The 24960-nt window shown below is 63.1% G+C and carries 20 protein-coding genes and 1 pseudogene; 7 read left to right on the top strand and 14 right to left on the bottom strand.

Features of this window, described 5'->3' with window-relative positions:
- Window positions 1-171: 171 nt before the first annotated feature.
- The 4 genes from J8F10_RS27490 to J8F10_RS27475 all read right to left on the bottom strand — a co-directional run bounded on the left by J8F10_RS27490 (window position 172) and on the right by J8F10_RS27475 (window position 4162).
- A complete protein-coding gene (locus J8F10_RS27490; RefSeq protein WP_210659485.1) occupies window positions 172-1074 on the bottom strand; it encodes a NotI family restriction endonuclease in 903 nt (300 codons plus the stop codon).
- Window positions 1071-2162: a DNA-methyltransferase gene (locus tag J8F10_RS27485; RefSeq protein WP_210659484.1), complete on the bottom strand. Its 1092-nt coding sequence runs from the start codon at window positions 2160-2162 to the stop codon at window positions 1071-1073. The genes J8F10_RS27490 and J8F10_RS27485 overlap by 4 nt, the downstream gene beginning before the upstream one ends.
- A gap of 302 nt (window positions 2163-2464) precedes the next feature.
- Complete coding sequence (locus J8F10_RS27480) at window positions 2465-2986, bottom strand: DUF1579 domain-containing protein (RefSeq protein WP_210659483.1); 522 nt, start codon at window positions 2984-2986, stop codon at window positions 2465-2467.
- 132 nt (window positions 2987-3118) lie between these two features.
- Window positions 3119-4162, bottom strand: a complete 1044-nt coding sequence (locus tag J8F10_RS27475) for a BBP7 family outer membrane beta-barrel protein (protein WP_210659482.1) — start codon at window positions 4160-4162, stop codon at window positions 3119-3121.
- A gap of 740 nt (window positions 4163-4902) precedes the next feature.
- Between J8F10_RS27475 and J8F10_RS27470 the strand changes: the two genes are divergently transcribed.
- The gene (locus J8F10_RS27470) at window positions 4903-5334 is read left to right on the top strand and encodes a universal stress protein (RefSeq protein WP_210659481.1); all 432 of its coding nucleotides are present in this window, start codon (window positions 4903-4905) and stop codon (window positions 5332-5334) included.
- 17 nt (window positions 5335-5351) lie between these two features.
- Window positions 5352-6230, top strand: a complete 879-nt coding sequence (locus tag J8F10_RS27465) for a hypothetical protein (protein WP_210659480.1) — start codon at window positions 5352-5354, stop codon at window positions 6228-6230.
- Window positions 6231-6389: 159 nt separating this feature from the next.
- Here the strand turns inward: J8F10_RS27465 and J8F10_RS27460 are convergent, their stop codons facing one another.
- Both J8F10_RS27460 and J8F10_RS27455 read right to left on the bottom strand, forming a co-directional pair.
- Window positions 6390-7619, bottom strand: a complete 1230-nt coding sequence (locus tag J8F10_RS27460) for a hypothetical protein (RefSeq protein WP_210659478.1) — start codon at window positions 7617-7619, stop codon at window positions 6390-6392.
- Between the two features lie 34 nt (window positions 7620-7653).
- A complete protein-coding gene (locus tag J8F10_RS27455; protein WP_210659476.1) occupies window positions 7654-8595 on the bottom strand; it encodes a PLP-dependent cysteine synthase family protein in 942 nt (313 codons plus the stop codon).
- An 88-nt stretch (window positions 8596-8683) separates the two neighbouring features.
- Between J8F10_RS27455 and mnmA the strand changes: the two genes are divergently transcribed.
- A complete protein-coding gene (gene mnmA / locus J8F10_RS27450) occupies window positions 8684-9757 on the top strand; it encodes a tRNA 2-thiouridine(34) synthase MnmA (protein ID WP_210659474.1) in 1074 nt (357 codons plus the stop codon).
- Window positions 9758-9777: 20 nt separating this feature from the next.
- On the opposite strand, the gene J8F10_RS27445 is transcribed toward mnmA, so the two are convergent.
- Both J8F10_RS27445 and J8F10_RS27440 read right to left on the bottom strand, forming a co-directional pair.
- Entirely contained in the window at window positions 9778-10761 is a 984-nt protein-coding gene (locus J8F10_RS27445) for a lysophospholipid acyltransferase family protein (RefSeq protein ID WP_210659471.1), read from the bottom strand.
- Window positions 10762-11050: 289 nt separating this feature from the next.
- Entirely contained in the window at window positions 11051-11899 is an 849-nt protein-coding gene (locus J8F10_RS27440; protein ID WP_210659469.1) for a class I SAM-dependent methyltransferase, read from the bottom strand.
- A 148-nt stretch (window positions 11900-12047) separates the two neighbouring features.
- On the opposite strand from J8F10_RS27440, the gene J8F10_RS27435 reads away from it, so the two are divergent.
- Entirely contained in the window at window positions 12048-12317 is a 270-nt protein-coding gene (locus J8F10_RS27435) for a hypothetical protein (protein ID WP_210652645.1), read from the top strand.
- A pseudogene (locus J8F10_RS27430) lies at window positions 12266-13351 on the top strand (hypothetical protein); the annotation flags it as partial. The gene J8F10_RS27435 and the pseudogene J8F10_RS27430, both read left to right, overlap by 52 nt.
- Before the next feature lie 34 nt (window positions 13352-13385).
- On the opposite strand, the gene J8F10_RS27425 reads toward J8F10_RS27430, so the two are convergent.
- From J8F10_RS27425 to ettA, 4 genes are all read right to left on the bottom strand, one after another.
- Window positions 13386-14441, bottom strand: coding sequence for a Gfo/Idh/MocA family protein (locus tag J8F10_RS27425; protein ID WP_210659468.1), 1056 nt, complete (start codon window positions 14439-14441; stop codon window positions 13386-13388).
- 76 nt (window positions 14442-14517) lie between these two features.
- The gene (locus J8F10_RS27420) at window positions 14518-17241 is read right to left on the bottom strand and encodes an FtsX-like permease family protein (RefSeq protein WP_210659465.1); all 2724 of its coding nucleotides are present in this window, start codon (window positions 17239-17241) and stop codon (window positions 14518-14520) included.
- An 87-nt stretch (window positions 17242-17328) separates the two neighbouring features.
- Window positions 17329-18015 (bottom strand): ABC transporter ATP-binding protein, encoded by a 687-nt coding sequence (locus J8F10_RS27415; RefSeq protein WP_210659463.1) that lies wholly within the window; start codon window positions 18013-18015, stop codon window positions 17329-17331.
- A gap of 113 nt (window positions 18016-18128) precedes the next feature.
- Complete coding sequence (gene ettA / locus J8F10_RS27410; protein WP_210659461.1) at window positions 18129-19796, bottom strand: energy-dependent translational throttle protein EttA; 1668 nt, start codon at window positions 19794-19796, stop codon at window positions 18129-18131.
- 264 nt (window positions 19797-20060) lie between these two features.
- On the opposite strand from ettA, the gene J8F10_RS27405 reads away from it, so the two are divergent.
- A complete protein-coding gene (locus J8F10_RS27405; protein WP_210659459.1) occupies window positions 20061-21068 on the top strand; it encodes a DUF1559 domain-containing protein in 1008 nt (335 codons plus the stop codon).
- Between the two features lie 537 nt (window positions 21069-21605).
- Here J8F10_RS27405 and J8F10_RS27400 read toward each other — a convergent pair.
- Both J8F10_RS27400 and J8F10_RS27395 read right to left on the bottom strand, forming a co-directional pair.
- Entirely contained in the window at window positions 21606-22475 is an 870-nt protein-coding gene (locus tag J8F10_RS27400) for an isochorismatase family protein (protein ID WP_315854171.1), read from the bottom strand.
- Window positions 22476-22588: 113 nt separating this feature from the next.
- Entirely contained in the window at window positions 22589-23689 is a 1101-nt protein-coding gene (locus tag J8F10_RS27395; protein WP_210659456.1) for a hypothetical protein, read from the bottom strand.
- A gap of 326 nt (window positions 23690-24015) precedes the next feature.
- On the opposite strand from J8F10_RS27395, the gene J8F10_RS27390 reads away from it, so the two are divergent.
- Window positions 24016-24774 (top strand): 3-keto-disaccharide hydrolase, encoded by a 759-nt coding sequence (locus J8F10_RS27390; RefSeq protein WP_210659454.1) that lies wholly within the window; start codon window positions 24016-24018, stop codon window positions 24772-24774.
- Window positions 24775-24960 lie beyond the last annotated feature (186 nt).

Raw genomic sequence — 24960 nt, 5'->3', positions numbered from 1 at the left:
TAGCTCAAAAAGTAAGCACGAGGCGAGATTGATACCGAGCAACCGACCTAACGAAGCATGCGCACTGAAAGGTCGCTGAAAAACGAAACACCCGGGCACCATTCGGTAGGCCCGGGGCAGAGTTTGTCGTGCTGTTGGTGACGATCGGTCAACGTTGTGTGCGGTCAGTGTTTAACTATCCTCTTCGGTAGCCTCGTCTGCGAGCGTGCTGGCTGGTGGTGGTGTCTCGATACTCATCAAGGTTTTGTGCGATATCTTCACTTCAATCAGGGCAATGATGGCTTCCAATTCTACCTTCGCCTCTGACTGTAATCCCAAGCACTTCGCGATACCTGCGGTGTCGGTACTGTGTTGCCCTTCCAGTTCCAGTTTCAGCGCCCCGTCTTCTTCGCCCAGCGAGTACGAATGGAAGTGCATCGGGTCGCCCAAGCGGGCGGGAACCAAGTGGTCGAACGTGAACTCCTGCCGCATGTAGGCCAGAAGGTGATCTTGAAGGACCAGAACCAACTTCTTCGACAGGTGCTCGAAAGTCTGGATTTTATGGTGCATCTGCACCAGCGCCGTCTTCGCCGTCATCTTCCAGTTCATGCCGAACGGCTTTGTTGACTTCCTGTCCTCTTCCTTCACCTGGATGTCTTTGGAGTGAAGGAACCGCTGTCGCTCCGGCCAAACGGTCCCCGTCGAGTCCAGCGTTTGAAGTTCGATGCCGATGAAGTCCATCACCTTCTTCTTCCGGACGGACACAAGGCAGTAATCAACGCTGCCACCCGGCACGTCCAGTTCCGAGACAATGTGCCACTCGTTGCCCGGTTGATGCAGCGTGACGAGAGGTTTGCAGTCCTCGAATATTTGCCGCCGCTCCAGCAGCCGGAACGGGCAAATCATCAGGTGGTTGGCGTCTTTGCCGAACGCCATCGTGCATGAGCCGATGGTCTGATTCGGTTCGCTCTTGCGGTTCTTCAAGCACTTTCGGTCCAAGAATGGGCAATGCTGTATCGCAACCACATCGGCCCACGTCCTGCCCGGAGGTTCGTAGGCGGTGGGCAGTCCGTAGAGTTCGGCAACCTTGCTCATAGCAACAACCTGCACCGTTCACGGGCGTGCTTGATGTGTTCGGGAGATATCTCGATGCCGACGGACTTCATACCCGAGCGGAAAGCGACGTAGTTCGTCGTTCCGGTACCCGCGAACGGGTCGAGAACGATACCACCTTCGGGGCAGGTGGTCAGTATCGGGAGCTTGCAGAGGTCTTCCGGGTACGGGGCAAAGTGGGCCTTCCGCTTCTGCGTGTCTTCGGGCATGATCTCCCACACGTCGCTCAGCTTGGCTCCGTTCGGGTGGTACTTCAGAAAGTAGAATCCCTTTTCTTTTAGTTCTCGTGCCCGGCCTGATACCTTCTCCGAGTCCGAGTGCGTGGCCCGCTGGACGCCCCGGATGATCATCCTGAAATCCGAGAGGTTGCCGTCCCGGACGTGGGTAAGGATGCCTTCCAGGGCCGCCAGTGCGTTCTTCTTCTCCTCATCGTTCATCGCCGTAGTGAGTTCGATCTGCCGTCGATACCGCACCCCACTCACACCGGTGGCAGACACAACACGTTCACCCACAACCTTCGACTGACGGGGCTGGTGGCGTGCGGCGCCCACGTTGTAGAAGTATCCCTTCGCCTTCTTGACAAAATGGAAAACGAACTCGTGATTGTTCCGCAGCTTGTCGGTGGCGTTGTCCATCCCGCCCTTCACCTTATTCCACACCACGTCGTTCCGCAGAACCCACCCCTGCTGATCCGTCAGAGTTAAGGCGACTCGCCACGGCAGCCCCAGCAGATTCTTGTTTTGGTAGGCATCCCCGATGTTCAACCAGAACGAACCCGTCGGCTTCAGCACTCGCTTCAACTGCTCGCAGATGGCGGACAGGTTGGCGACGTACTCTTGCCACGTCGCTTCCAGACCGATGCCGCCACCGCCGTAGTCCCGCTGGCCCCAGTACGGGGGCGAGGTCATAACACAGTCGATGGAGTCGGCCGGAAGGTCGGTCAGCACCTTCAGGGCATCCCCGCACAAGAAGAGTGGGTCGTACCCTGTGCCGGCTCGGAACTCTTCAAAATACGTCCGGTACGACTGCCCGTTCTGCTCGGCAGTCGGCGGCGTTGTTTGTGTGCGCATGACTCGTTCTTCGACGTTTCCGGCCGCACGACTCCAATCAACCAATTCGGGAAATGTAGCTCCAGTCAGAGCTTGAAGGAAGGTTAACGGGGGACAAAAAGCCGACCAAGTTGTGCCCATCTGACGAGTGCCGCCGGCAGACTGTCGCCCACGCTGTCACGCCTGTCAGCGTCTGCGGCAAGGTGGAGTGGATACCGCAGTATAAGACGAGCGAGGTGGAGGGCGAAGCGAGTACCAAAACAAAAACCCAGGCCATTGGGCCTGGGCCGCACGGTCGTTGCGCCGAAGTTCGGCGCGACGAGTTACTTCTTCCGCTTGTAGACGATCGTGAACATCGGTTCTTTGTCGTCTCCCACAAACATGCTGAAGTTAATCGTGTTGTCGTCCGCCAGCGTAGACACTGACTTCCACTTCGCCAGCTTCCCGTCCTGCCCGGGGTGCTCGCCGGTCAGCGTTAGCGTCTTCTTGTCCTTGTCGTAGCCGCCTTCCAGGATCATCGGCTGGGTGCCCATGCTGTCCACCCACACGCTGATGTACTTCTTCTTGGCGGCGTCGTAGGTTTCCAAACTCTTGCCCTGGAACTTCGCGCCGAAGAGTTCGCTCTCCAGCGCCCCGGAGAGCCACAGTCCGCCGAGGTCCATCTTGTACGTGACGGTCCCCTTGGACTCGCCCCCGCCGAACTTCATCACGAGATCCCAGTTGCCTTCCAACTTCTTGAGAACCTCGTGCTCCGGGCCGGGTTTGGGCGCTTCCTGCCCCTGCGCTGCGGGAGATACCAGTGCGGCAACCACGGCGACCGCACAGAAACAACGCACCGTCTTCATCGGCACTCTCCACGAGATTAATGGGCGATGAGAAGGGTTGTAATTGGGCCGTGATGAGAGCGGTAGCTCAGTAGCGGCGCTGTTACAAAACTTTCTCGCAGCGGGAGGAAACACGAGCCAACACGGACGGCGCTAAAACCGCAGGTCAAAACCCACACTAAACAGGTGAGTGGTGAAGTCGATCGCTTGCGGCCGCAGCACCGGCCCGAGGACAAACATTTCTTGTGCCCGGCGCACGTTGTTCCAGTACAGGAAGCTGTACCCGGCCGTGAAGCGGACGTGATCGGTCGCGCGCCAGTTCAACCGCACGCCGCCCTCGCCCACCGCGCCGAAGTACGACAGCCGGTTCGCCACGTTCGACTGCATCATCGCGGTCTGGTTCGTCGCGGCCATAGTATTTGCGGCAGAGGGTGGGGCACCGAGCGCGGCGAGCACCGCGACCGGGTTCGGCGCGATGCCCCCCATTCGCGAGCGCGCGAAATCCAGCGAACTCTCTGTCACGCCCAACGCGGTCGCGGCGTGCCCTTCGATCCAGAGCCGCCCCCCACCGGTCGAAGCACACAAACCGAGTTGTGGGCCGTAGAAATTGTTCCGCGTGCGCACGCTGTCGGCGCCTGTGAACTGCGGGGCAACGAGCATCGATTCGCTCGCGGTGGCGGTGGGTACAACGTTGAAGTTCGCGCCGATTTCGTCCGTGAGGTGTAATTGTCGGTAGCCCGCGAGCGTGTCGACGCGGAACCAGTCGGTCCGGTCGATCAAGTACCGCCAGTTTACGTCACCGCCCATGAACATCGTTTCGGCACTGGCCGAGACGCGCCCCGTGGAGGCACCGGGAAAACTCACGAACGCGGGTATTTGAATCGCGAGCGGTCCGGCATTCACGGACTGCGGAACGTTGACCACGGCACGGCCGTTCGGCCCCGAGCGGAACTGCTCGTTCGTGGTGAACAGCGAGTAGAAGCGAATGCCGATGCCGCTGTGCTGGTTGCCGTCTAACCACGCGCCGAGTTCCACGCGCAACCCGCTGCGCCAGTCATCCAGGGCGCGTTTCCCACCGAACAACGGGAGCGTGGTGGGTTGACCAACTGCCCCGGCGAACGCCCCGGCAGATGCGGGGCCGGTCGTGACGATGGGCGCCACGCTCGGCCCGCGCGTCCGCCCGATCAGCAGTTCCACTGTGGCCCATGTCGTGAAGCCGCAAGTACAAGCGCGTGCCCCAACCGCCTCGGAGGGGAATACCACCGCACGCGGATCGTGAGTGGTGACCGCGTCAACGAGTGCCGAGTTCGGCGTGCCGGAAGCGTGTTCTGAGGTATTCGACGGTTGAAAAAACGGCGCGCTGAAAGGGTCGGTATTGGGGGGCGGTAACTCACGCACCGGCAGTGCGGGCTCCTGGGCGCGTGCGCCGGCTACAAGCAACACAAGCGTCGCTGTAGCCGCACACAACCGGTACCGCATGTCCGCGCCTCAACTCGGGTACGCACACACATACGCTGTTACAATCGGCAGAACTAGACCGACCGGATTAAGCGGACTTGCGCGCCCTTTATATGTTTTGGAGAGCGCGGAGATTTGGGGGCTTCGCGAGCGACTCGTGAGCCCGTAATCAGTCAACCTCACTTCGCCAGATCCCGCAAAGCGCGAACACCAATACCACTTCACGCTCACCCAAGAGCGATGTAGCTTCCCGAACGGCGCACATGACTTCGGCGAACCCGCGGTGGCAGGTCGCACAGTCGTGAGCCCCACCCACCCGCGCGGGCGGGGTTCACCAAGGCCAGCTCGCCTCTCGCGGAGCAGTTGCACCGACGCGACCCAAACCCACTGCACTTCCCGCCTTCCTTCGCCCGGTTCCGTTGGTACGATAGGAGCGGTGGTCAATGACCGGACCACCCCGACTTCGCGGGGCCTTCTCAATGATCCGCGTCACTCGCATTCTGTACCCGACCGACTTCTCGAGCTACTCGAACCAGGCGTACTTTCACGCGGTCGGGTTGGCCGAGGCGTCTGGCGCGAGCCTGACTGTGGTGTACGTTCACGCGCCCGGCGCCCCCGAATCCCCGAGCCACTGGCAGAGCCAATTGGAACAGGTGCGCCCCGCGAACCCGAAGATCGCGGTGAGTCACGTATTATTAGAGGGTGACCCGGCGACCGAAATCGCCCGGTACGCGGCCGACGCCGGGATCGACGTGGTCGTGATCGGCACGCACGGGCGCGCCGGGGCCGACCGGCTCGCGATGGGCAGCGTGGCCGAGCGCGTGGTGCGCGAGGCCGCGTGTTCCGTGATGGTGGTGAAACTGCCGAAGGGTGTGGCGGGTGCGGAGCGGCCGATTGCCGCTCGCATCTGATCGCAGGAGGCGTTTACGTGTCCGCTGCTGACGAACCCGTTTCTCACTTCCCCGCCGACTTCCAGGCGGCCGTCACCGCGCAACTCCGCGCTGACGGGTACACCATCGTCGGCTGGGAACAGAACGGCGTGAACGTCCGCCCGCCGGACGGGGGCGACGAACAGTACATCGGCCTGGAGAACTTGCACCGGCGCGTGCGCGCGGCGGCCCCGGCCGAGTGGCCGGAAATGATTCACTCGTTCCTCGAACGGCTCGCGCGCGCCGCCACCGCACCGGACATCCCGCACGACCTCACCACGATCACCGACCGCCTCCGCCCGCGCCTGGGCCGCCCGTTCGACCGCAGCGCCGCACACCCGTGGGGCATCCCGCTCCCCGGCACCGGGCTCGAAATCACGCTCGTCGTCGATTTCCCGCACACGATGGCGTTCGTCACCGACGAGATGCTGAAGCGGAGCCGCACGCGCGGCGAAGACCTCCTCGACGTTGCGCTGGAGAACCTGCGAACCGCCACTCCAGCCGAATTCTTCGAGCGGGCGTCCCCCGAGCACGACATCTACATCGGGCACACCGGCGACAGTTACGACGCGACTCGCGCTCTGTTGCTGGAAGAACTGATGCCGGATTCGCCCGCGGGGTTTTGGGTCGCGATCCCGAGCCGCGAGGAACTGGCCGTGTGGCCGGTGTCGTTCCCCGCGATCAAGAACGTTCACGGGCTGCACCTGTTCGCGACGGAGAACTTCCGCGAGCACGCCTACCCGATCACCGACGACGTGTTCTGGGTGTGGCAGGGGATGTGGCACCCGTTCATCACGCTGCGGAACGGCGATTCCGTGATCGACCCGCCGGACCTGTTCATCGAAGCACTTCAGGAACTCGAAGGCCCGCGCCAGTAGCTTCGTAGTAGGGTGGGTCGAGCCGGCTCTGCGGCGAAGGCCCACCACGACCCGCGACAATCGCCACAATGATCGGCCCGAAAGAGTCGGTGTACTTTCACGCCGCGGGTCGTGGTGGGCCTTCGCCGCAGAGCCGGCTCGACCCACCCTACTACGGTCTCATTGCCCCGCGTCACTCAAGAACCGTTGGAGCAACTTCCCGCCGTTGGTCACATCGAATGACGCATCGAACTGAGCTGCGGTACCACTTCCGCCGGACGTAGCCGACTCGGTTTCGGCCGCACGCGCTGCAAAATATGCGCGCACGCGATCGCCGGTCGCGTCGTTGGCCGCGCGCACGCGGACCCGCAGGTGCGGGCGCTCGCCGAAGCTCACCGCGACCAACCCGCCGCGCCCGCCTTTCATCGCCGGTAGCCAATTCTTCGCTTCCGGTGACTGCTCCATCAGCCTCACAATCGGCTTCTGCGTCCAGTCGCGTTCGTCGTCGGCCGTAACCCACACGGCCGCTTCCGGCGGAACGGACGCAATCATCGTCCGCACACCGGGTTGCCCCTCGACCCCGCCACGAAACTGCGACCCACCGGGACCATAACTCTTATCCACTGCGTCGAAGTCCTTTTCGTCGAGGCCGAACACCCAGAGCGTTGGCGAAACGCGCGCGAGTAGCAGAGGGAACCGACCCACCACCACATCGTGGCGCGACTTTTTCCCCGCGACCGGCTTGGCTTTGAGTGCCTTCAGGAACGTGGCTTCGTCCACGAGCGGTTGTTTCAGCACGAGAACCAGCGCGAGTCGTAGCGCGTCCTCTCCTTCGCCGAGATACAGCCCGCCGGCGATGTGATCGATTTGCGGGAGCGTGATGCCGAGTTGCTCGATCATGTTTCGCGCGGCTTCCGGCAAACCAGCCTGAGCAAGTACCTCGCGCGGTTCTTGTTTGGTGCGCGCTGCGAAGTCAAGAAGCGGACCGGGTTGAACTGTGAACACGATGTTGCAATCGGCACGCAGGTAACCGAGCGCGGCGAGTTCCGTGGGCGGTTTGGCAGCCACTACAGGGGCCGGGGCGTTCTCGATCGGTTTCTCGTTGTGCCTAGCGCCAAAGGCAAACCAGATCGCGCCGCCGAGTACGCCCAAGCCCAACAAGATCCCTAATCCGATCGCGAGCGACGGTGTCGTTTTGGGTCGTTCGGGAGCGGGTGTCAGAGATTCTACTCGGGCGCGCTCGGCTCGGGGTTGGTTCGCTCCTGCGGAGGCGCCGGTCGTCTGTTCGACTAATTCTCCGCGGACCGGGAACACGTCCCCGCAACGCGGACACGTCGCGCGCCGGTGTTCCGGCAGAACGGGCAGCGCGAACGCGGTGTTGCACGACGGGCACGACAACCTGATGCTCATGCGCGGTCTCGCGGCGGAAGCGGACGACACCCCATCATACGAACGGTTTGAACAGTTCGGTGGTGAAGTAGCGCTCCATTCGGTCCGGAAACACGGTCACGACCTGGGCGGCCGGGTCGTTTAGTTGGCGGAGCACGGCGAGCGCGGCTTGATAGTTTAGCCCCGAGCTGGGGCCGACCGGGAACCCGAGGCGGATCAACTCGCGCGTGGTTGCGAGGGCGTCTTCGTCCCGCACTTCGATCGTGAGTAGCCCGGGTAGGCGCTCGGCACTGAAGATTTCGGAAATCGAGTCCGCGACGCCGGGGATGCGCGACGAGAAGCTGCAGCATTCGACTTCCGGGGCGCGCGTGAAGTTCACCGGACGCGCGAGCACCGGAATAACGCGGCAGCCGTTCTCACGCAGCCCCTCGAACAGCCCGACGAGCGTACCGCCCGTACCGACGCCGCTCGCGACCGCGTCCACTTTTCCGCCGGGGATCTGGTCGAGCACCTCGCGCGCGGTACCGAGGCGGTGCGCTTCCGCGTTGTCCAGGTTCGCGAACTGCTTTGGCAGGAACACGCCCGGCTCGGCTCCCAGGCGCTCGACTTCGGTAATCGCGCCGCGAATCCCGAGCGCTGCGGGCGTGAATTTCACATCACCGCCGTATGCCCGAATAATGAACACGCGCTCGTTGCTCACGCCCTCCGGCATCACCGCGAGAAATTTTAGCCCCATCTGCGCGCACGCCAGCGCCAGTGCGATACTCGTGCTCCCGCTCGACGCCTCCACAACGCGGTCGCCGCACTTGACGCGGCCCATGCGCCAGGCTTTTTCCAGAATGAACCGCGCGATACGGTCCTTCGTGCTGCCGCTCGGGTTCAGAAATTCCAGCTTGCACCACACCGCGGGCAAACTGGCATCAAGGCGCACCGGGACCAGCGGCGGCGGGGCGATGCGGTTCAAGTAACGGTGACAGCCCGGCAACTCGGCGGACATAGCGGCTTCTCAAGAATGGGGGTGCCGAACATTTCTCTCGCGCCCGCCTCTATACTGGAAAGGTGAGTTCGCGAACAGAGGGTGAGGTATGCCGCGGGTCGTGCTGGCGATGAGTGGGGGAGTGGACAGTTCGGCGTCGGCCGTGCTGCTGAAGCGGCAGGGGTACGACGTCATCGGCCTTTTCATGCGCACCGGGACGCACGGGCACGACCAGGGAAACGCGCGCGCCGACCACAAAAAGGGCTGCTGCTCCGCGATCGACGCCGGGGACGCGCGCCGCGTGGCTGACAAGCTCGACATCCCGTTCTACGCACTCGATTTCGAGGCGGAATTCAACCGCATCATCGACTACTTCGCGGACGAGTACGCCCGCGGGCGCACGCCGAACCCGTGCGTGGTGTGCAACAACTGGCTGAAGTTCGGTCAACTCTGGGCCTTCGGTCAGAAGCTCGGTGCGGACTACATCGCCACCGGGCACTACGCACAAATTATTGGGGGCGAGCTCCACAAGGGCATTGATGGCGACAAGGACCAGAGTTACGTACTGCACGGCATTAAGCGCGACGTGCTACCGCACCTGCTGTTCCCGGTCGGTGGATACACGAAGCCGCAAATCCGTGCGTTCGCACGCGAAGCGGGGTTACTGAGCGTCGCGGAGAAGCCGGACAGCGTGGAAATCTGCTTCGTGCCGAGTGGCGACCACACCGATGTGGTGCGCTCGCGCCGGCCGGAAGTCGCGACGGCGGGGCTTATCACCGAACGAAACGGCACCGTGCTCGGCCCGCATGACGGCCTCGATCGCTTCACGATCGGTCAGCGGAAGGGCTTGAACATCGGCGGAGGAAAGAAGCGATTCGTGTTGGAATTGCTACCGGAGACGAACACGGTCGTTGTCGGCGACGAAAACGACCTCCTGGCTTCAGGACTGATCGCGAGCGAAGTGAACTGGCTCATTGATGCGCCGATGGAGCCGATCGCCTGCACCGCGAAGATCCGTTACCGTCACGCGGGGGTGCCCGCGACCCTGATCGCGCTGCCGACCGGGGGTGCGGAAGTAACCTTCGATGCCTCGCAACCGGCCGTGACACCGGGGCAGGCGGTCGCGTTCTACGACGGCACCCGCGTCCTCGGGGGCGGCTGGATCGAAAGTGCCTCTCGTTGAGGTCGCGTGAAAAATCAACGTCACGCGGCCGACTTCGCGGCCCGCGCCTTCGGCTGGTGCTTCCAGCGTCGGTGCAGCCAAAAGTATTGTTCCGGGTGCTCGCGGATCAGCTTCTCCAGCGCCGCGGTGTAACGCGCGGTAATCGCTTTCACCGCGTTGGGGTCGTTGGCGTAATCGCGCGGGTCGATTGCGTCCGCACACTTCACCGCGTAGTACATCGGTGCCAGCGCGCTACTCGGATCGAAGTCCGGGTGCTGGGGATAATCGGCGCGACTCACGCGCGGCACGCCCATCACCACCATCACCGCATCGAACTCCATCGCCATCAGCGCGATCGCCTTGTGCGTGCTCGCGGGGCGCCCGAAAAAATCCACGAACACCCCGCGCGGCCCCGCGTCCTGGTCCGCGAGCGTTGCCACTTTTCCGTGGCGGCTCATAGTGTCAGTGAGCCGAGCGAAGTCGTCGTTCTTGGCGATGATGGTCTGCCCGGTGCGCTGGCGGAAGTGGAGCGCGAACCGCTCCAGGTACGGGTTGTCCAGCACGCGCGCGATGGCGTGCGTGTGGAACCCAAACAACCCCATCGCGAACCCGGCCATCTCCCAGTTCCCGAAGTGGGCCGTCACCAAGAGCGCAGCCCGATCCGCCACGAGCGGCGGGAGCATTTCCGCACCGTGAGGCAGAACGAGGAACTTCCGCAGCGTGGTGTGGTGCAACTTACGCGGCAAGAGCATCAGTTCGACGATGGCCCGGATGAAGTGGCGGTACATGCCGCGCACGAGTTGGTCGGCGCCGGCGGGGTTCATAGCGAGTTCGGGGAACGCAGCACAGACGTTTTCTAGCGCCACGCGGCGCCGGCTTTTCACCAGCGTGTACACGAGCCACGCGAGGAAATCAGCCACCGCGTAGGCGATTCGCGGAGACACCATCTGCACCACTGCGACGAGTGTCCGCACCACTAGGTAGACCGCGAAATCGACCGTGCGGTTCCGAGCTTTCTTGGCCATCCGTGGCTCTCCTGCTGTGCCGATTCACGAGCCGCGACCGCAAGGAGCGGGAACAGCGATTCCCCGTGCGGTACTTTGAGTGTGGTCCGCTCGCTCCGTGAGCGGTGCTTGGATTCCCCATGCGTTGGGTCCAGCGCTTCGACTCGTGGGGCCAACCGCTCGCGGAGCGAGCGGACCACACTCAAAGCCACTACCCGTTCACAGACCAGAGGCCAAGCACTGCGCCGCTCAACTGGGACGTTCGTCCCGCTCCCTTGCGGTCGCGGCTCGCTCCAAGCAACTCGCAACCCTAACTCCGCGTGGCATTGAAAATCATGTACCGCAACCAACCCACCCGACTGCTCACTTCCAGGCGCCGGGTCGTGCGCACGTAGGCGTCCGCGCCGGTCGCCTGCCAGCGGGCGGCCATGTTTCGGATGAACTTGTACGTCGGGAGCGTGTGCGGAGTGATGTCTTCAATTGCCGGCACGATGAACCCCACCGACTGCGCCAGTGCTCGGTACTCGGGCTCCCCGCAAAGTATGTTCACCGCACCATAACTGTCGCGCGTTTCGGAGCCGCCAATGTCGTGCTTGCGGAGCGCGTCCAATCCTTCAGCGCTGGGCACGAAGTCCGAGAGCGCGAGCCGACCGCCGGGTTTGAGTACGCGACTCGCTTCAGCGAGAAACGTCGCGCGGCTCGGAAAGTGGAACACGCATTCTACGGCGAGCACCACATCGAACTGATCGTCCGCGAACGGCAGCGCACACGCATCGGCTTCCACCCACGCCGTTCGGTTCCCGTTGATCGGCGCCACCATCTCGGCGGCGCGGGCGAGTTGGCGTGGGTCGATGTTCACGCCAGTCATATCGAGGTTCTGGAACCGCTCGTTGAGGCTGGCGATGGTCCCGCCGAAGCCGCACCCGACATCGAGAACGCGCATCCCGTCGCGTACCGGAGCGGCATCGCACACGCGGCGGCACAACTCTTCGGCCGCGACCGCGTAGTCCGCGCCGGTGCAGGGAATCGCGTCGGGATCACTCCAGTAGCCCCAGTGAACGTGCCGGCCGAGCGCCGCAGTCGCCTCCGGATCACCTTCCGCGAGTCGCTCCAGAAGGGCATCAAAATACGGCGGTGGTTCAATCGGCGCGTGCGCCACAGTGGTTCTCCAGGAATCGAGGAGGATTCTACCCCACCCGCGTTCCGCCCCACAACCCCGCCTGATTTCTCGGGTGTCCCTGTAGATTTTGGCAGGCGGTAGTGGTTAGGCTGTTGGTCCTTGCACTTTTTGACTCTGGGAGGCACGGATGCCGACGCTAACCATCGAGTACCAGACCGACGCGGAACGACTGATTTTGGAGCAGGCGCTGGCGTTTTTCGCTCAGATGCGACACGTCGGTGCCACCGCTCCCGATGGTACGGTACTGGCCGCTTGTGAACGAGTCGCCCTCGACTCCGGACGCGAACTCGTCCGCGACACGTTGGCTTCCGCCGTCCAGAGTCGCGCCGACACCACCGATGCTTCCCAAAAAAGTCGGGCAGCAGGCTCAAAGGACGACGCCCCCGCTGGCTCTTGACGGCACTCGGGCGCATCCGCCTCCGCCGTCAGTACGCCATCCGCGCCGATGGCGGAGCGTTCCCGGCCGATGCCGTTCTGGGAGCCGAGGGGTATGTAACGACCGCCGCACAGCGGATGGCGGTTCTGGCCGGTGCGAGGGATTCCTTTGCGCGTGCGGAAGTAACGCTGCGTGAGTTGGCCGGTTGGGAGTTAGACGACGAGGTGATTCGCCAACTCACACACGCCGCCGCGAAGAGTCTGAGGGCCTCCCGCGAGCATCGCGCCGACGCCGAACGATTCGCAACGGCCGGGGGAGTCGTCGAGGTGCAAATCGACGCCGGGAAGGTGAACACCACGACCGGATGGCGGGACATCAAGTTGGGCGTGGTTTGCAAGCGAGAGCGGGGGAAGTCCGCGACGCCCGAAAAGTGGAGCGACCGCGTGTTGCCGCCCCCAACGATTCGGACCGTGGTGGCCAACGTCGAGGGCGCGAGCATTTTCGCGGAGCGCGTGCGAGCGGAGGCGGATCGCCTGAAGGTGACCACCGCCAGCGACGTGACGGTATTGGGTGACGGCGCGGAGTGGATCTGGAATCTGGCGGCCGATGTGTTGCCCCAGGCCGCCGGTGTATTGGACGTGTATCACGCGATCGAGCACATCGGGACTGCGGTGAAGGCGATCTGGGGTGAGACGGCGGAGGCGACCGCTCGTCGGCAGAGCGCCTTGTTGGCCGTGGTGACGGATGGGAAAGCCGGGATCGAGCGGTGGATCGCCGATACGTTCGGCGCGTTGCCGTCGGAATCCAACGGAGACGTGTTGCGGGCGTTGGCGCGTTACCTCGGCTCGCACCCGACGCGGTTGGGCTACGCGCAACGGCTGGCAAATGGTCGGAGTATCGGCAGCGGGTTAATCGAGGGTTCGGTGAAGCAGTTGGTGAATCGCCGGATGAAACTAACCGGCGCGCGGTGGCGCGTGGAACACGTCGGGCCGCTGGTGGAACTGGCGGCCGTCATCGAGACCCCAGACTGGCACGACTTCTGGACCGCCGCTTGAGCGTTGCCAAAATCTACAGGGACACCCTGATTTCTCACAGCGCTACGGTCCTTCCCGTGCGGGCGCTCTCGTAAATTGCGCAAATCAAATCGACCGCCTTCTTGCCCTCGCGCCCGTCCACCTTCGGCACGCGGTTCTGTTGCACCGCGTCCACGAAATCGGCGAGCTGCCGCCGGTGCCCCTCGTGGCTGATCGCTTTCGGGTCCGCCGATCCGCCACTCGCGCCGACCTTCTGCGCGAATCGCTCCTTCACGTTCGCGTCGTCGGCAGTGGGCGGCGCGAAATCCCAGCGCAACACGTCGTCTTGCTCGATGACCGCGGACCCCCGATCGCCGTGAACCGCGATCGTCTTCGGGTAGCCGGGGTGAACGCTCGTCGTCGCTTGAATCACGCCGAGCGCCCCGCTCGCGAAGCGGATCACTGCGACTGCTGTATCTTCGACCTCAATGCGCTCGTGGGCGAGCGTAGCCGTGAACCCGCTCACGTGCGTGGCGTCGCCCATCATCCACAGCAGTAAATCGACGTTGTGAATGGCCTGATTCATCATCGCGCCGCCGCCATCAAGTGCCTGCGTGCCCTTCCAACCGCCCTCGTCGTAATACGCTTGGGTGCGCCACCACTTGCAGGTGGTTTCACCGAGCGTCAGGCGCCCGAAGCGCCCCGCATCTACCGCGGCTTTGAGGGTTGTGTTCGCGTCACCGAAGCGCGACGGAAAGATGGTGCAGAGCTTCACCTTCGCCGCGTCGCACGCATCGATAATGGCCTGGCACCGTGGCCCCGTAATTTCGAGCGGCTTCTCGACCACGACGTGCTTGCCCGCGCGGGCTGCGACGAGGGCCGGTTCGCGGTGCGCGCCGCTGGGCGTGGTGATGATGACTGCATCGACGCCGCGCGCGTTCACCGCGTCTTCGACCGATGCGAACACCGGACACGGCGGCAGTCCCGTATCCGCGAGCAGTTTCTCCGCGCTCTCTTTGGTGCGGCTGACCAGCGCCGTGACGCGGGCGGTGGGAATCTCTTGAATGGCCTTCGCGTGGAATCGGGCAATCATCCCGCAGCCGATGATCGCGAAGCCGAGCGGTTCGGGCATGACATCTCCCGTGAATGGACGTGCGGGAGATTGTAGCCACGATTCGTGCCGGCGCACCGTGCGCCGGGAACGCAATTTATTCGTACTGGAGCGCGTCGGGGATGCGCGTCTGGATCGCGCGCCAGGCCGGGACGAGGCCCGCGAGCGTCGCGAGCGCGACCGAAACGACCGCGATCCCGAGCGTCGCCTTCCACGGGATGAGCACGTCGAGGTCGAAGCCGGACTCGTCCACGAACATCACCTTCAGGACGTACCACTCCATCGGCAGCCCGATGAGGATGCCGAGTGCGGTGCCGAGCACCCCCATCAGGAACGCTTCGGCCAGAACCGAGCGCATCACCTGTCCGGGCGTGGCCCCGACTGCGAGCAACAACCCGAGCTCGCGCTTGCGCTGGAGCACCGAGATGAGCAGCGCCGTCACCACGCCGAGGGCGGCGACCACGCCCACCAGTAGTTGCTGCATGTACGCGAGCAAGTAAACGCGGCTGAGGAGCCCGGAAATGAACTTGCGGAGCGAATCGCGATCGGTGAGCAACAGCCCCTTACCCGTGGTGTACTTTTCGAGTTCCGTGTCCGCTGCCGCGCTCCGTTCGGTCCGCACGAACACGTGGCAGATGTCGATGAGGTCGTCGCCGAACAACTTCGCGTAGCGGGCGCGGTCCATGAAGATCGTTCCGCGGCTCCACGAGTAGTCCCGCACGGCGCCGATAATCAGCAGATCCACCGGACCGCGTGGCCCCGGAACTCTGATCGTGTCACCGACTTTCACCCGGTGCCGTGCGGTGAAGTTCTCGCTCACCAACACCTTGTTCACGCCCGCGTGGGTCGGGTGCTTGTCGTCGAGTTCGGGGAACCGGGTCAGGTTGACCGCGAGCTCGGGCACACGGGCGCTCGTCGCTTCCGCGTAGGTGTTCACGTCGAGCGCGACGAGGTACACGATGGTGCCGTTGTACTCGGGTCGGGAGTACCGGATGCTCATCACGCTCTCGACGCTCGGCAGCGCCTTAATTTCACGCGCCACCGCGGACACCATCGGGCTGTTCGAGCTGTTCGCGGAGGTCATATTTCCGCTAAACACAAAGTGATCGGCCTGCACCACTTGCGTGATCCACGACAGCACGGGCTCCTCGTTACTGCGCCCCACGCCGGCCGTTTGGAACATGAGCGCGACACCCGCCCCCAGCGCGCCAATGACAACACCGGTGCGCCCCGGTGCGCGAGAGAGGTTGTCGAACGCGAGCCGGAGCGTGAACGGGCACGTCGCCCGCACCAGGGGGCGGAGCACGGTGACCAGCACCGCGACCAGGATCGGCGACGCGAGTAACAGCCCCACGAGAACGAGCGTCATTCCGCCCACGGAGCCGACGCGCGCGGGTAGTTGAAACCGCAAGAGAACCAGGGCGACCCCGGCAACGACCATGCCCGCACACGCGAGTCGGTGGGCGATCTTCCACAATCCCTTTGCACCCCCCGCGGAGCGGCGCACGACGTGTGCCGGGTCGTCGTTCGCGGCCTGAATCGCGGGTACGAGTGCCGCGAATACGGCCGTCATCACGCCGACCAGAACCGCGAGGGTCGAGTTCGTCCACGAGAGCCGTCTGGGGTTCACTTCCGGGTTCAGGAAGATCGATTCCAGTTCGGCCCGAAATTGACTGAGTGTGATTTCGGCCAGGAGAATACCGAGCGGCACGCCGAGAACCGCACCGATGAGGCCCAGGAACGCGGCGGCGATCGAAAACAGCGCGATGATTTGAGCGCGCGTGCCGCCGATCGAGCGCAAAATGCCAATGTCCGCCCGGCGCTCGGCCACGGTCACGGCCATCGAGTTGTACACGAGAAACAGGCCGATCACCATCGCACCAACGGAACACATCAGCACGCCGATTTGCAGCCCGGAAACGACTTCCTGGGTACTCCGGCGCTGCATGTCGGGCGTGCGCACTTCGGCCCGCCGCCCGATCACGTCCGCCGCCGCGGATGCCGCCGCGTCCTTGTCGGTTCCCGGGGCGAGGAACAGGTCGATGCGGTTCACCCGCGGCGGGTTCAGTGTCCCGGCCGCGACTTCACCCAGTCCGCCCCCTACCACCGCGAGCGGCAGCACCGGCCGGACCACCTGCATCGCCTGACCGACACTCATCCCGATGAAATTCTTCCCCAGCGGCGCGAGCGGCGAATCCTTCTCGAACTCGACGACACCGACGGGCAAGCACTCGACGTTCCGGGTCGCGTACCGGATCACGAACGGCCGGTCCCCACCGGTGCGGGCGAGCCAGTCGTCGTAGACCGACTTCGACACCACAACCAGTTTCGCCGGGATGCGGTCCCACAATTCGCCGGCCTTTGTGAAATCGCCGTCTTTGATCGCCGCGAGCACGGGAAGCAATTGCCAGCCGATGATGCGCTCGATTTCGAGGCGCTGAACCTTCACCTTCAGCGCGTTGTCATCCGTGAGTAGTTGCGAAGAGACTTCCGCACCGACCAGCACCGCGATGCGGTCCCCCAGGTCCGGGACCGTGACGCGGTCGAAGATGAGCGGCTGAACCGACGTGACACCAGGCACCTTTGCGGAACGCAAGTCATCAACCACCGAGCGCAGCACGCCGGCTTCGCCGTTAGTAACGTACAGCTCCGCGTTCCCGGCGGGCGTGGTGGTGTCCTGCGCCGCGGCCTCGATGCACTGGTTCAGGATGCGCGCGGACACGAGCGTCGCGACGCCCAGCGCGATACTGGCAACAATGAGCGCGGCCCGGTCCCACCGTTGGAGCAGGTAGCGCAGAGCGAGCAGGCGGTACACCGACATTCACGCCCTCCGGGCGCCATTGGCCCGCGGTTCTCGGCGGGCGCGAATGTGCGGCGCCCGCTCCCGGCCCGTCCCAAAGACCAATGATTAATGACGCACGACCGGCTCGTCGGACTCGATCACTCCGTCGCGAATCCTCACGAGGCGGGTGCCGTAGGACGCGCCGTTGGGGTCGTGGGTCACCATGATGACCGCGCGCTTGCCCGGTTCGGGGAGCTTGGAGAGCAGCGTGAGGATTTCGCGGCTCGTGGCGGTGTCGAGGTTCCCGGTCGGCTCGTCACACAGCACCGCTTCCGGGTCCGCGACCAGCGCCCGCGCCACGGCCACGCGCTGCATCTCTCCACCAGACATCTCGTCCGGGAAGTGGTCCGCACGGTGTGCGAGGTTGACCCGCTCCAAACACTCTGCAGCGCGAGTGAGGGCGACACCCCGATTGGTACCAGCGAGCAACAGCGGCAGCGCGACGTTCTCCGCACCGGTGAGTGTGGGGAGCAGGTTGAACGCCTGGAACACGAACCCGATCCGGTCGCGTCGGAGCAGCGACCGCTGCCGGTCTGACATCGTTTGCAGGTCTTGCCCGTGGAACACGGCCCGGCCGCCGCTGGGCGTGTCGAGGGCGCCCATCAGGTGCATCAAGGTGGACTTGCCCGACCCCGACGGTCCCATGATGGTGACGAACTCACCGGTTTTGACGCGGAGCGTGACGCCGCGGACGGCGTTCACGGTCCGCCGCCCCTGGGTGTAAGTCTTTACGGCGTCGAGAAGTTCGATCATGGAGAATCGCTGTGCCTGTCGGGTGTCGGGTCCATCAAATCTGTCGTGAAAACGATGCACGGGTGCCGGTATTTCGCCGGCACCCGAACCGCGACACCCGGTGTACCCGGACTTTACGTCGTGAGTTTCCGGTACTTGATCCGGGTCGGCAGATCGGCGGCCGCGCCCAACCGCGCGCGGCGCTGCTCTTCATACACTTCAAAGTTCCCTTCGCACCAGACCACCTTGCTGTCGCCCTCGAATGCCAGGATGTGCGTCGCGATGCGGTCCAGGAACCAGCGGTCGTGCGAGATCACCACCGCACAGCCGGAGAAGTTGATGAGCGCTTCCTCCAGCGCACGGAGCGTGTCCACGTCGAGGTCGTTGGTCGGCTCGTCTAGTAACAGCAAATTGCCGCCGCTGCGCAACAGCTTCGCGAGGTGAATTCGGTTCCGCTCGCCGCCGGAGCAGCTCCCGACCACCTTCTGCTGGTCCGGCCCCTTGAAGTTGAACTTCGCGCAGTACGCGCGGCTCGCGATCCGCTGTTTGCCCAGGATGATGTAGTCCGACCCGCCCGTGATCTCCTCGAACACGGTATTGTTCGGGTTCAGCGCGTCGCGATTTTGGTCCACGTGCGCGACTTTCACCGTTGTCCCGACAGTGAGCTTCCCGTCGTCGGGCTGCTCCTGGCCGACGATCATCTTGAACAGCGTCGTCTTACCCGCGCCGTTCGGCCCGATGATGCCGACGATACCGCCCTTGGGCAAGTTGAACGTGAGGTCGTCGTACAGGAGCACGTCGTCGTACCCCTTTTTCACGCCCTCGGCCCGCACCACCAAGTCGCCGAGCGGCGGACCGGACGGGATCTGGATCGTCAGTTCCTTTTCGTCCTCGTCGATCACCTGTTCCTGCAACTTGTCGATCGCCGCGAGCCGGGCCTTGCTCTTCGCCATGCGCGCCCGCGGGGAACTCTTGGCCCACTCCAACTCGCGCTCGAGTTGCTTCTGCCGGGCGCTTTCTTGCTTCTCCGAGACCGCGAGTCGGCGCCGCTTCTGGTCCAGCCACCCGGAGTAGTTGCCCTCGTAGGGGTACCCGCGCCCGTAGTCGAGTTCGAGAATCCATTTCGCGACGTTGTCGAGGAAGTACCGGTCGTGGGTGACCGCGACCACCGCCCCGGGGTACGCCGCGAGGTGGTGTTCGAGCCACTCCACGCTCTCCGCGTCGAGGTGGTTCGTCGGTTCGTCGAGCAAAAGCAGGTCGTGGCGCTGGAGGAGCGTCTTGCACAGCGCGACGCGGCGCCGTTCGCCGCCGGAGAGCCGTTCGACGGGAGCGTCCGAGGGCGGGAGCCGCATTGCGTCCATTGCCATTTCGAGCGTGCGGTCGAGTTCGTAGGCGTTGGTCGCGTCGATCTGGGTTTGCACCTTCTCCATCTGGTCGGACAGCTTCTCGAAGTCCGCGTCCGGGTCGCCCATCGCCTCGCCGATCTCCTCCTGGCGCCTCAGCAACGCGCGGATCGGTGCAACGGCCTCTTCGACGTTCTCCAGCACGGACTTACCGGCCGTGAGGTGCGGCTCCTGGGGGACGTAGCCGATGGTGGCCCCCGCGTGCGGCCGCGCCTCACCCATGAACTCCTTGTCCACGCCCGCCATGATCTTCAGGAGCGTGGACTTCCCGGCCCCGTTGGAGCCGATCACGCCGATCTTGGCCCCGGGATAGAAGTTCAGGTTGATATTCTTCAGGATCTCCTTCTTGCCGTAGTGCTTGGTCAGTTCGCGAATGTTGAAGATGTAGTGATCGCTCATGAATCCCTCGCGCGGTTCCCGGTTCCGATCCGGGAATCTTATCGGGAAGTGCGCGCAGGGGTAACGCGAGTTGTTTGGCGCGAGGGCAGTCACCGGCCCGCCACGGTGCATGAATTCGCTCGCGACGCGCCAAATCCCACGCCCGAGACCTTAAGACGAATTTCACACTTCGGTCGTATTGATTTTCGGACGTAGAATGTTATCATTCGGGTCGTCAAATCTTCGTGTTCGGTCTCCTCGTCCCAAGTCATGTCGGAGGCCCCTATGTTTCGCGCGAGTGTACGTGTGCGCGGTCGCGTGGCGTTCACGCTGATCGAGCTGTTGGTGGTGATCGCGATTATCGCCATCCTCATCGGGCTCCTTCTCCCGGCTGTTCAGAAGGTGCGCGAAGCTGCCGCGCGCATGACCTGTAGCAACAACCTCAAACAACTGGCCATCGCCTGCCACAGTTACCAAAGTGCGTATGACAAGTTGCCGTATGGCATCCTGCGCCATCAACCGAACAGCAACCCGCTTTCCAACTGGCCGTCTCCGGAGCAGCCGAACGGGCAGGGGCTGTATCGGCGGTTCGCGCTGATGCACCAACTCCTGCCGTACATCGAGCAAGACGCCCTCTTCCGTCGGTGGAACGAGTACGATTTCAATGCCAACCGCCGCGACGAGAACGGGGTCGACTTCGGGCCAGGTTGGTACTTTCAGAAGCAGAAGGTTAAGACTTTGGTCTGCCCATCTAATCCAAATTCCAGCAATTCACTAAATCCAGACGGCCAGTATTTCATTACGCACTATCTTGGGTCAGCAGGTACACGGGGGTACAATCGCGGTGGGTACACCGGTGGGATCGCAGTTCGGCCGAGTCACTTCGACTACCAGGATGGTGTGTTCGTCCAAAACAAGCAATTCAGCCTTCTGGCAATCACTGACGGGACGAGTAATACTTTGCTGATCGGTGAGCGGCACTATTTCGATCCCGAGTTTGATAAATACGATCCGATTACGGACTGGGGATGGTGCTGGTTCGGTGGGACGGCCGACGTATTTTTGGGCACCTCGGTGCGAATCAATTACCGCTGGGCTCCGGGGAAACTGGCTTCCGCAACGGACGTCGATGTCGAGGACCGGATGAACGCCTACGGGAGTGGGCACACGGGGGGCGCGAACTTCGCTTTGTCCGATGGTTCAGTTCGGTTCATCCGTGACTCGATCGACCTGCCCACGCTCCAGAAATTGGGTACCCGGGCCGGTGGAGAAGTTATCTCTGGTGATTACTAACCGAGGAGCCGGCACAAATGAAGCACAACTCCACGCGATATTGGGCTACTAGTGCATTTGCTTGCTGCTTGGCCGGATTAGCCGGTTGCGGTGACGGGATTCAGTTCGCTGAAGTCGAGGGAACAATAACGCAAAATGGGAAACCGCTCGACAAAATACGAGTCGAATTCCACCCGGACGGTCCCGGCCCGCGATCCGCGGCCCAGACAGACGAGAATGGTAAATACGTACTCAAAACAGACGATGGTGCTCGCCCAGGGGCAGCGGTTGGAACTTATCGGATTGTTCTACGAGACCGAGCCGCGTTCCCAGATAGGTTGCCTCCTCGTGCGGAACTTGAACAGGATTTCGCCAAGGGCAAGAAAAGTCGCCTTCGGGCAGAGTTAGGTGACCCTGCGAAAACGCCATTGAAGAAAGATGTAACTGCCGGCCAAAAGAATGTCATTGATTTGGAAGTGAAGTAACCCGCTTGGTGTGCCGGGGTGAAGCAGCCTACCTCACCCCGGCACCTTAACTACCAATTCGTCCCCCTTGCGGTTATTTCGTGCCGAGGAGTGATTTGCGCTCGATCGTCGGGCACCAGTGCTTTTCGATGTGCTCGATGATGAGCTGCGTGCCCTTATCGTGGGTCACGAACGGCTTCATCTTCGGGTTGTACATCGCGTCCGTCAGGTCGCGGACCAGGAGCGTCCGCACGTCCCACTTCACCATTTGCTTGATCGCGAACGTCCGGTTCAGCACGCACATGTTGGTGTGAACGCCCAGCACCAAGAGCGTGTCGATCCCCTTCTCCTTCATGATGCTGTACACTTCGGTCCCGTTGTCAGTGATGTAGTCCTTCTTTTCGTCGATGGTGATGGCCGCGTGCTGGCGGCTCCACGCCTTGAACTGTTTGGCCGGCTTTTCGTCATCACACCCGCCGTCCGTGTCGTCCACCGGGAGCGGCGGGTCGGACCGGTCTTTAGACTTCGGCGGCGCAACCTTCTTCACGTCCGCGACCCGCTTGCGCGCCGGGTGGTCCTTGTAGAACGGCATCGTGTCCGAGGGGCAGTGAACGATGGTCATTCCCCGTTCGCGGCACGCCTTCAGTACCGGCTCGGCCTGTTTCGCGAGTTCCGCGCACCGCTTGGACGCGCTCGGGCACCAGTGGTCGTCCCACATGTCGCACACCACGACGGCGGTCTTCGTCGGGTCGATCTCAACTGTAACGCTCGTCGGAACGCCCCGTTTCGCGGTCACCGTTTTAGTGACGTTGGTAGTGGGGTCGGTCACCGTGCTCGTCTCTTCGACTTCGGTGACCTTGCGCGCGGTCACTTTGAATTTTTCCGGCTCGGCGGCCGAACTGGGAATCGCAACAAGGGAACTGAAGAGTGCGGTGAGCGTGAGAGACGCAAGTGTGCGAAACACGTGGAACCTCCGGGTTTGATTCGCCCGATGATACTCCCGAATCCACGCTCCTGGAAAACGAAAAGACCCCCGGCACGGACCGGGGGTCGGGTCAGCTCAAGTTCGCAGACGATTTACTTGCAGCAGTGACCGCGGAACAGGCCGCCGCGGGCCGGCTTGCTGCTCCCGGTGGTGCTGCAGGGGCTGGCGCACGGGGTTTCGCACGGGACCGGCGCGGGCGCCGGGACCACCACCGGGGTGTACACGGCGACCTTCACGGTCGTCTCGTAAGCCACTTGCTTGGCGAACTGCTGCTTGACGGTCTTCTCGACCGCGACGCACTTCCGCACGTCGCGGGTGCCGGTCTTCTCGACCTTCTTCCACGTCGTCACGTCGACGTCTTTCTCGACGTCCACCCACACGCAGACCTTGCGGGTACCGGTCTTTTCGACCGCGACGCACTTCTTCACGTCGATTTCCTTCTCGACCCAAACGATTTCGTTGGTGGTGACCTTCTGGATGCTCTTCTTCGGGATCTTCTCGTAGGTGGTCACATCAACTTCGATTTCCTTGGTGACCAGTTGGCGCTGCATGACGGTCTTGGTGACGACCGGGGCGCACGGGGCGTCGCACGGGGTCCCACAGGGGGCGGCGCAGTCGTCGTGCTTCTTCTTCTTGCAGAGCCGGCTGAACAGCCCGCCGCGCCCGCTGTCGCAGCTCGGGGCCGGGGCCGCGCAGGTCACGGTGACCGGCACGCACACGCACTCACTGATCGTCCGCTTCTGCTTCGTCACGGTCGGCTTCAGGTCGTAGGTCGTGACTTCCACGTCCTTCGTGACGGCCTTGCACTCGGCGACCTTGATCTTCTCTTTCGAGGTCACCCACTCGTTGACCCAGTACTTGAACGCTTCGTCCTTGGTCGCCTGTTCCTTGACCTTGACCTTCTGCTTCTTCGTTTCCGGCTCGTTCACCCAGTACTTGTAGTCTTCTTTGGAGGTGACCCACTCGTTCACCGTCACCTTGACGTCCTTCGCCTCCCACTCGGTCTTGTACGCGGTCACCTTCTTATCGACGTAGGACACTGAGTAGCTGCTGCACGGGGTGCCGCACCCGGCGGTCGTGCCGCACGGGGAACTGCAGTCGGCCTTCTTACGCCCACCGAAGCCCGACGCGGCCCCGGTCGTCATCCACACCGCGGCCCCAAGGAGGGCCATACCCAACAAACGCCGTTTCATTGCGAAGCCTCCACTTAACGGGATTAGGAGTGGGGCGCTCGCGACTTCCCTGCTGCGAACCGGCCCGGCCCTGATTAGTCGGCTTGAACCGGGAGGGCAATAAAGATTACCCAAACTGCCCAGGCAGGCTCGACGACAAACAACGTACTGGCGTTTCAAATGTTAGGCAACGGAAACTGCACGTTCTGGGTAATTTTTTCGGTTCGTGCGGTTGCATCGTATCAGTTGATCTTGCTGAGTGGTGGCGGGGCGCAACTTGTGCGAATAGGATCATCTCCGGGAACCGCGGGGGCCGCGATTCTGCCGATTTTCACTGGAGCCGACGTATGCAATCCCGATGCCTCTCCCGCTCGCTGATGACGGTCGCGCTGTGCGCGGCCGGCGCCGTTGCGGTTCTCGCTGATCCCGCCGCCCGCGCCGCGGACGACGAATGGGTGCAACTGTTCAACGGTAAAGACTTTACCGGCTGGAAGATCCCCAACCCCCCGGGCGGCCAGTTCAAGGGTGTGAAGGAGACGAAGAACGAGGCCGGGAAGGTGATCGCCTTCGCCGGTGTCGAGAAGGACAAGAAGGACGGCACCCCGGGTAAGGAAGTGACTCTCTGGCAAATTAAGGACGGGCTGATCGTGGGTGGCGGGCCGGCCAGCCACATCTTCACCGAAATCGAGGCCGACAACTTCCACTACCGCGTCGAGGCGAAGATCAACGATAAGGGTAACAGCGGTCAATACTTCCGCACGAAGTTCGAGCCGGGCTTCCCGGCCGGCTACGAGGCCCAAATCAACGCGACGCACGGCGACCAGATCCGCACCGGCAGCCTGTACCCGGACGGCCGCACGAAGCTCGGCGAGTTCCGAAAGGAAATTTGCGTGATGAAGGACGCCCCGCACAAGGCCGACGAGTTCTTCACGCAAGAAGTGATCGCCGACGGCAACCACATCACGATCATCGTGAACGGCAAGAAGACGGTGGACTTCAAAGACCCAAACAACACCTACACGAAGGGTCACTTCGCGCTCCAGGGCCACGACCCGGGTAGCGTGATGACGTTCAAGAAGGTCGAGTACAAGCCGATCAAGAAGTGAACCTGGGTGCTGAGAACCAAGAAGAGAGCCCGGGGGTTCAACCCCGGGTTTTGTGGGTGCCAGGGACCAAAAGAGAGCACGGGGTTGCCATTTCGCTCCCGGGGTTGAAACCCCGGGCTATTACCGGTGGCCCCGTTGGGGCCGCCAAAACAATCAACGGGTTCGTTGCCTTTTGGACCCCGAATG

The sequence above is a fragment of the Gemmata palustris genome, assembly GCF_017939745.1.
In the GTDB taxonomy this organism is placed as follows: domain Bacteria; phylum Planctomycetota; class Planctomycetia; order Gemmatales; family Gemmataceae; genus Gemmata; species Gemmata palustris.
This window is presented reverse-complemented; position numbering and strand designations above follow the sequence as displayed.

What these genes read in the sequence shown, in the direction of transcription:
- ettA (WP_210659461.1), bottom strand. Translation starts at nt 19,796, where the DNA reads ATGAGCGATCACTACATCTTCAACATTCGCGAACTGACCAAGCACTAC.
- J8F10_RS27485 (WP_210659484.1), bottom strand. Translation starts at nt 2,162, where the DNA reads ATGCGCACACAAACAACGCCGCCGACTGCCGAGCAGAACGGGCAGTCG.
- J8F10_RS27405 (WP_210659459.1), top strand. Translation starts at nt 20,061, where the DNA reads ATGTTTCGCGCGAGTGTACGTGTGCGCGGTCGCGTGGCGTTCACGCTG.
- J8F10_RS27390 (WP_210659454.1), top strand. Translation starts at nt 24,016, where the DNA reads ATGCAATCCCGATGCCTCTCCCGCTCGCTGATGACGGTCGCGCTGTGC.
- J8F10_RS27425 (WP_210659468.1), bottom strand. Translation starts at nt 14,441, where the DNA reads ATGCCCGAACCGCTCGGCTTCGCGATCATCGGCTGCGGGATGATTGCC.
- mnmA (WP_210659474.1), top strand. Translation starts at nt 8,684, where the DNA reads ATGCCGCGGGTCGTGCTGGCGATGAGTGGGGGAGTGGACAGTTCGGCG.
- J8F10_RS27490 (WP_210659485.1), bottom strand. Translation starts at nt 1,074, where the DNA reads ATGAGCAAGGTTGCCGAACTCTACGGACTGCCCACCGCCTACGAACCT.
- J8F10_RS27445 (WP_210659471.1), bottom strand. Translation starts at nt 10,761, where the DNA reads ATGGCCAAGAAAGCTCGGAACCGCACGGTCGATTTCGCGGTCTACCTA.
- J8F10_RS27435 (WP_210652645.1), top strand. Translation starts at nt 12,048, where the DNA reads ATGCCGACGCTAACCATCGAGTACCAGACCGACGCGGAACGACTGATT.
- J8F10_RS27480 (WP_210659483.1), bottom strand. Translation starts at nt 2,986, where the DNA reads ATGAAGACGGTGCGTTGTTTCTGTGCGGTCGCCGTGGTTGCCGCACTG.
- J8F10_RS27460 (WP_210659478.1), bottom strand. Translation starts at nt 7,619, where the DNA reads ATGAGCATCAGGTTGTCGTGCCCGTCGTGCAACACCGCGTTCGCGCTG.
- J8F10_RS27470 (WP_210659481.1), top strand. Translation starts at nt 4,903, where the DNA reads ATGATCCGCGTCACTCGCATTCTGTACCCGACCGACTTCTCGAGCTAC.
- J8F10_RS27415 (WP_210659463.1), bottom strand. Translation starts at nt 18,015, where the DNA reads ATGATCGAACTTCTCGACGCCGTAAAGACTTACACCCAGGGGCGGCGG.
- J8F10_RS27420 (WP_210659465.1), bottom strand. Translation starts at nt 17,241, where the DNA reads ATGTCGGTGTACCGCCTGCTCGCTCTGCGCTACCTGCTCCAACGGTGG.
- J8F10_RS27455 (WP_210659476.1), bottom strand. Translation starts at nt 8,595, where the DNA reads ATGTCCGCCGAGTTGCCGGGCTGTCACCGTTACTTGAACCGCATCGCC.
- J8F10_RS27395 (WP_210659456.1), bottom strand. Translation starts at nt 23,689, where the DNA reads ATGAAACGGCGTTTGTTGGGTATGGCCCTCCTTGGGGCCGCGGTGTGG.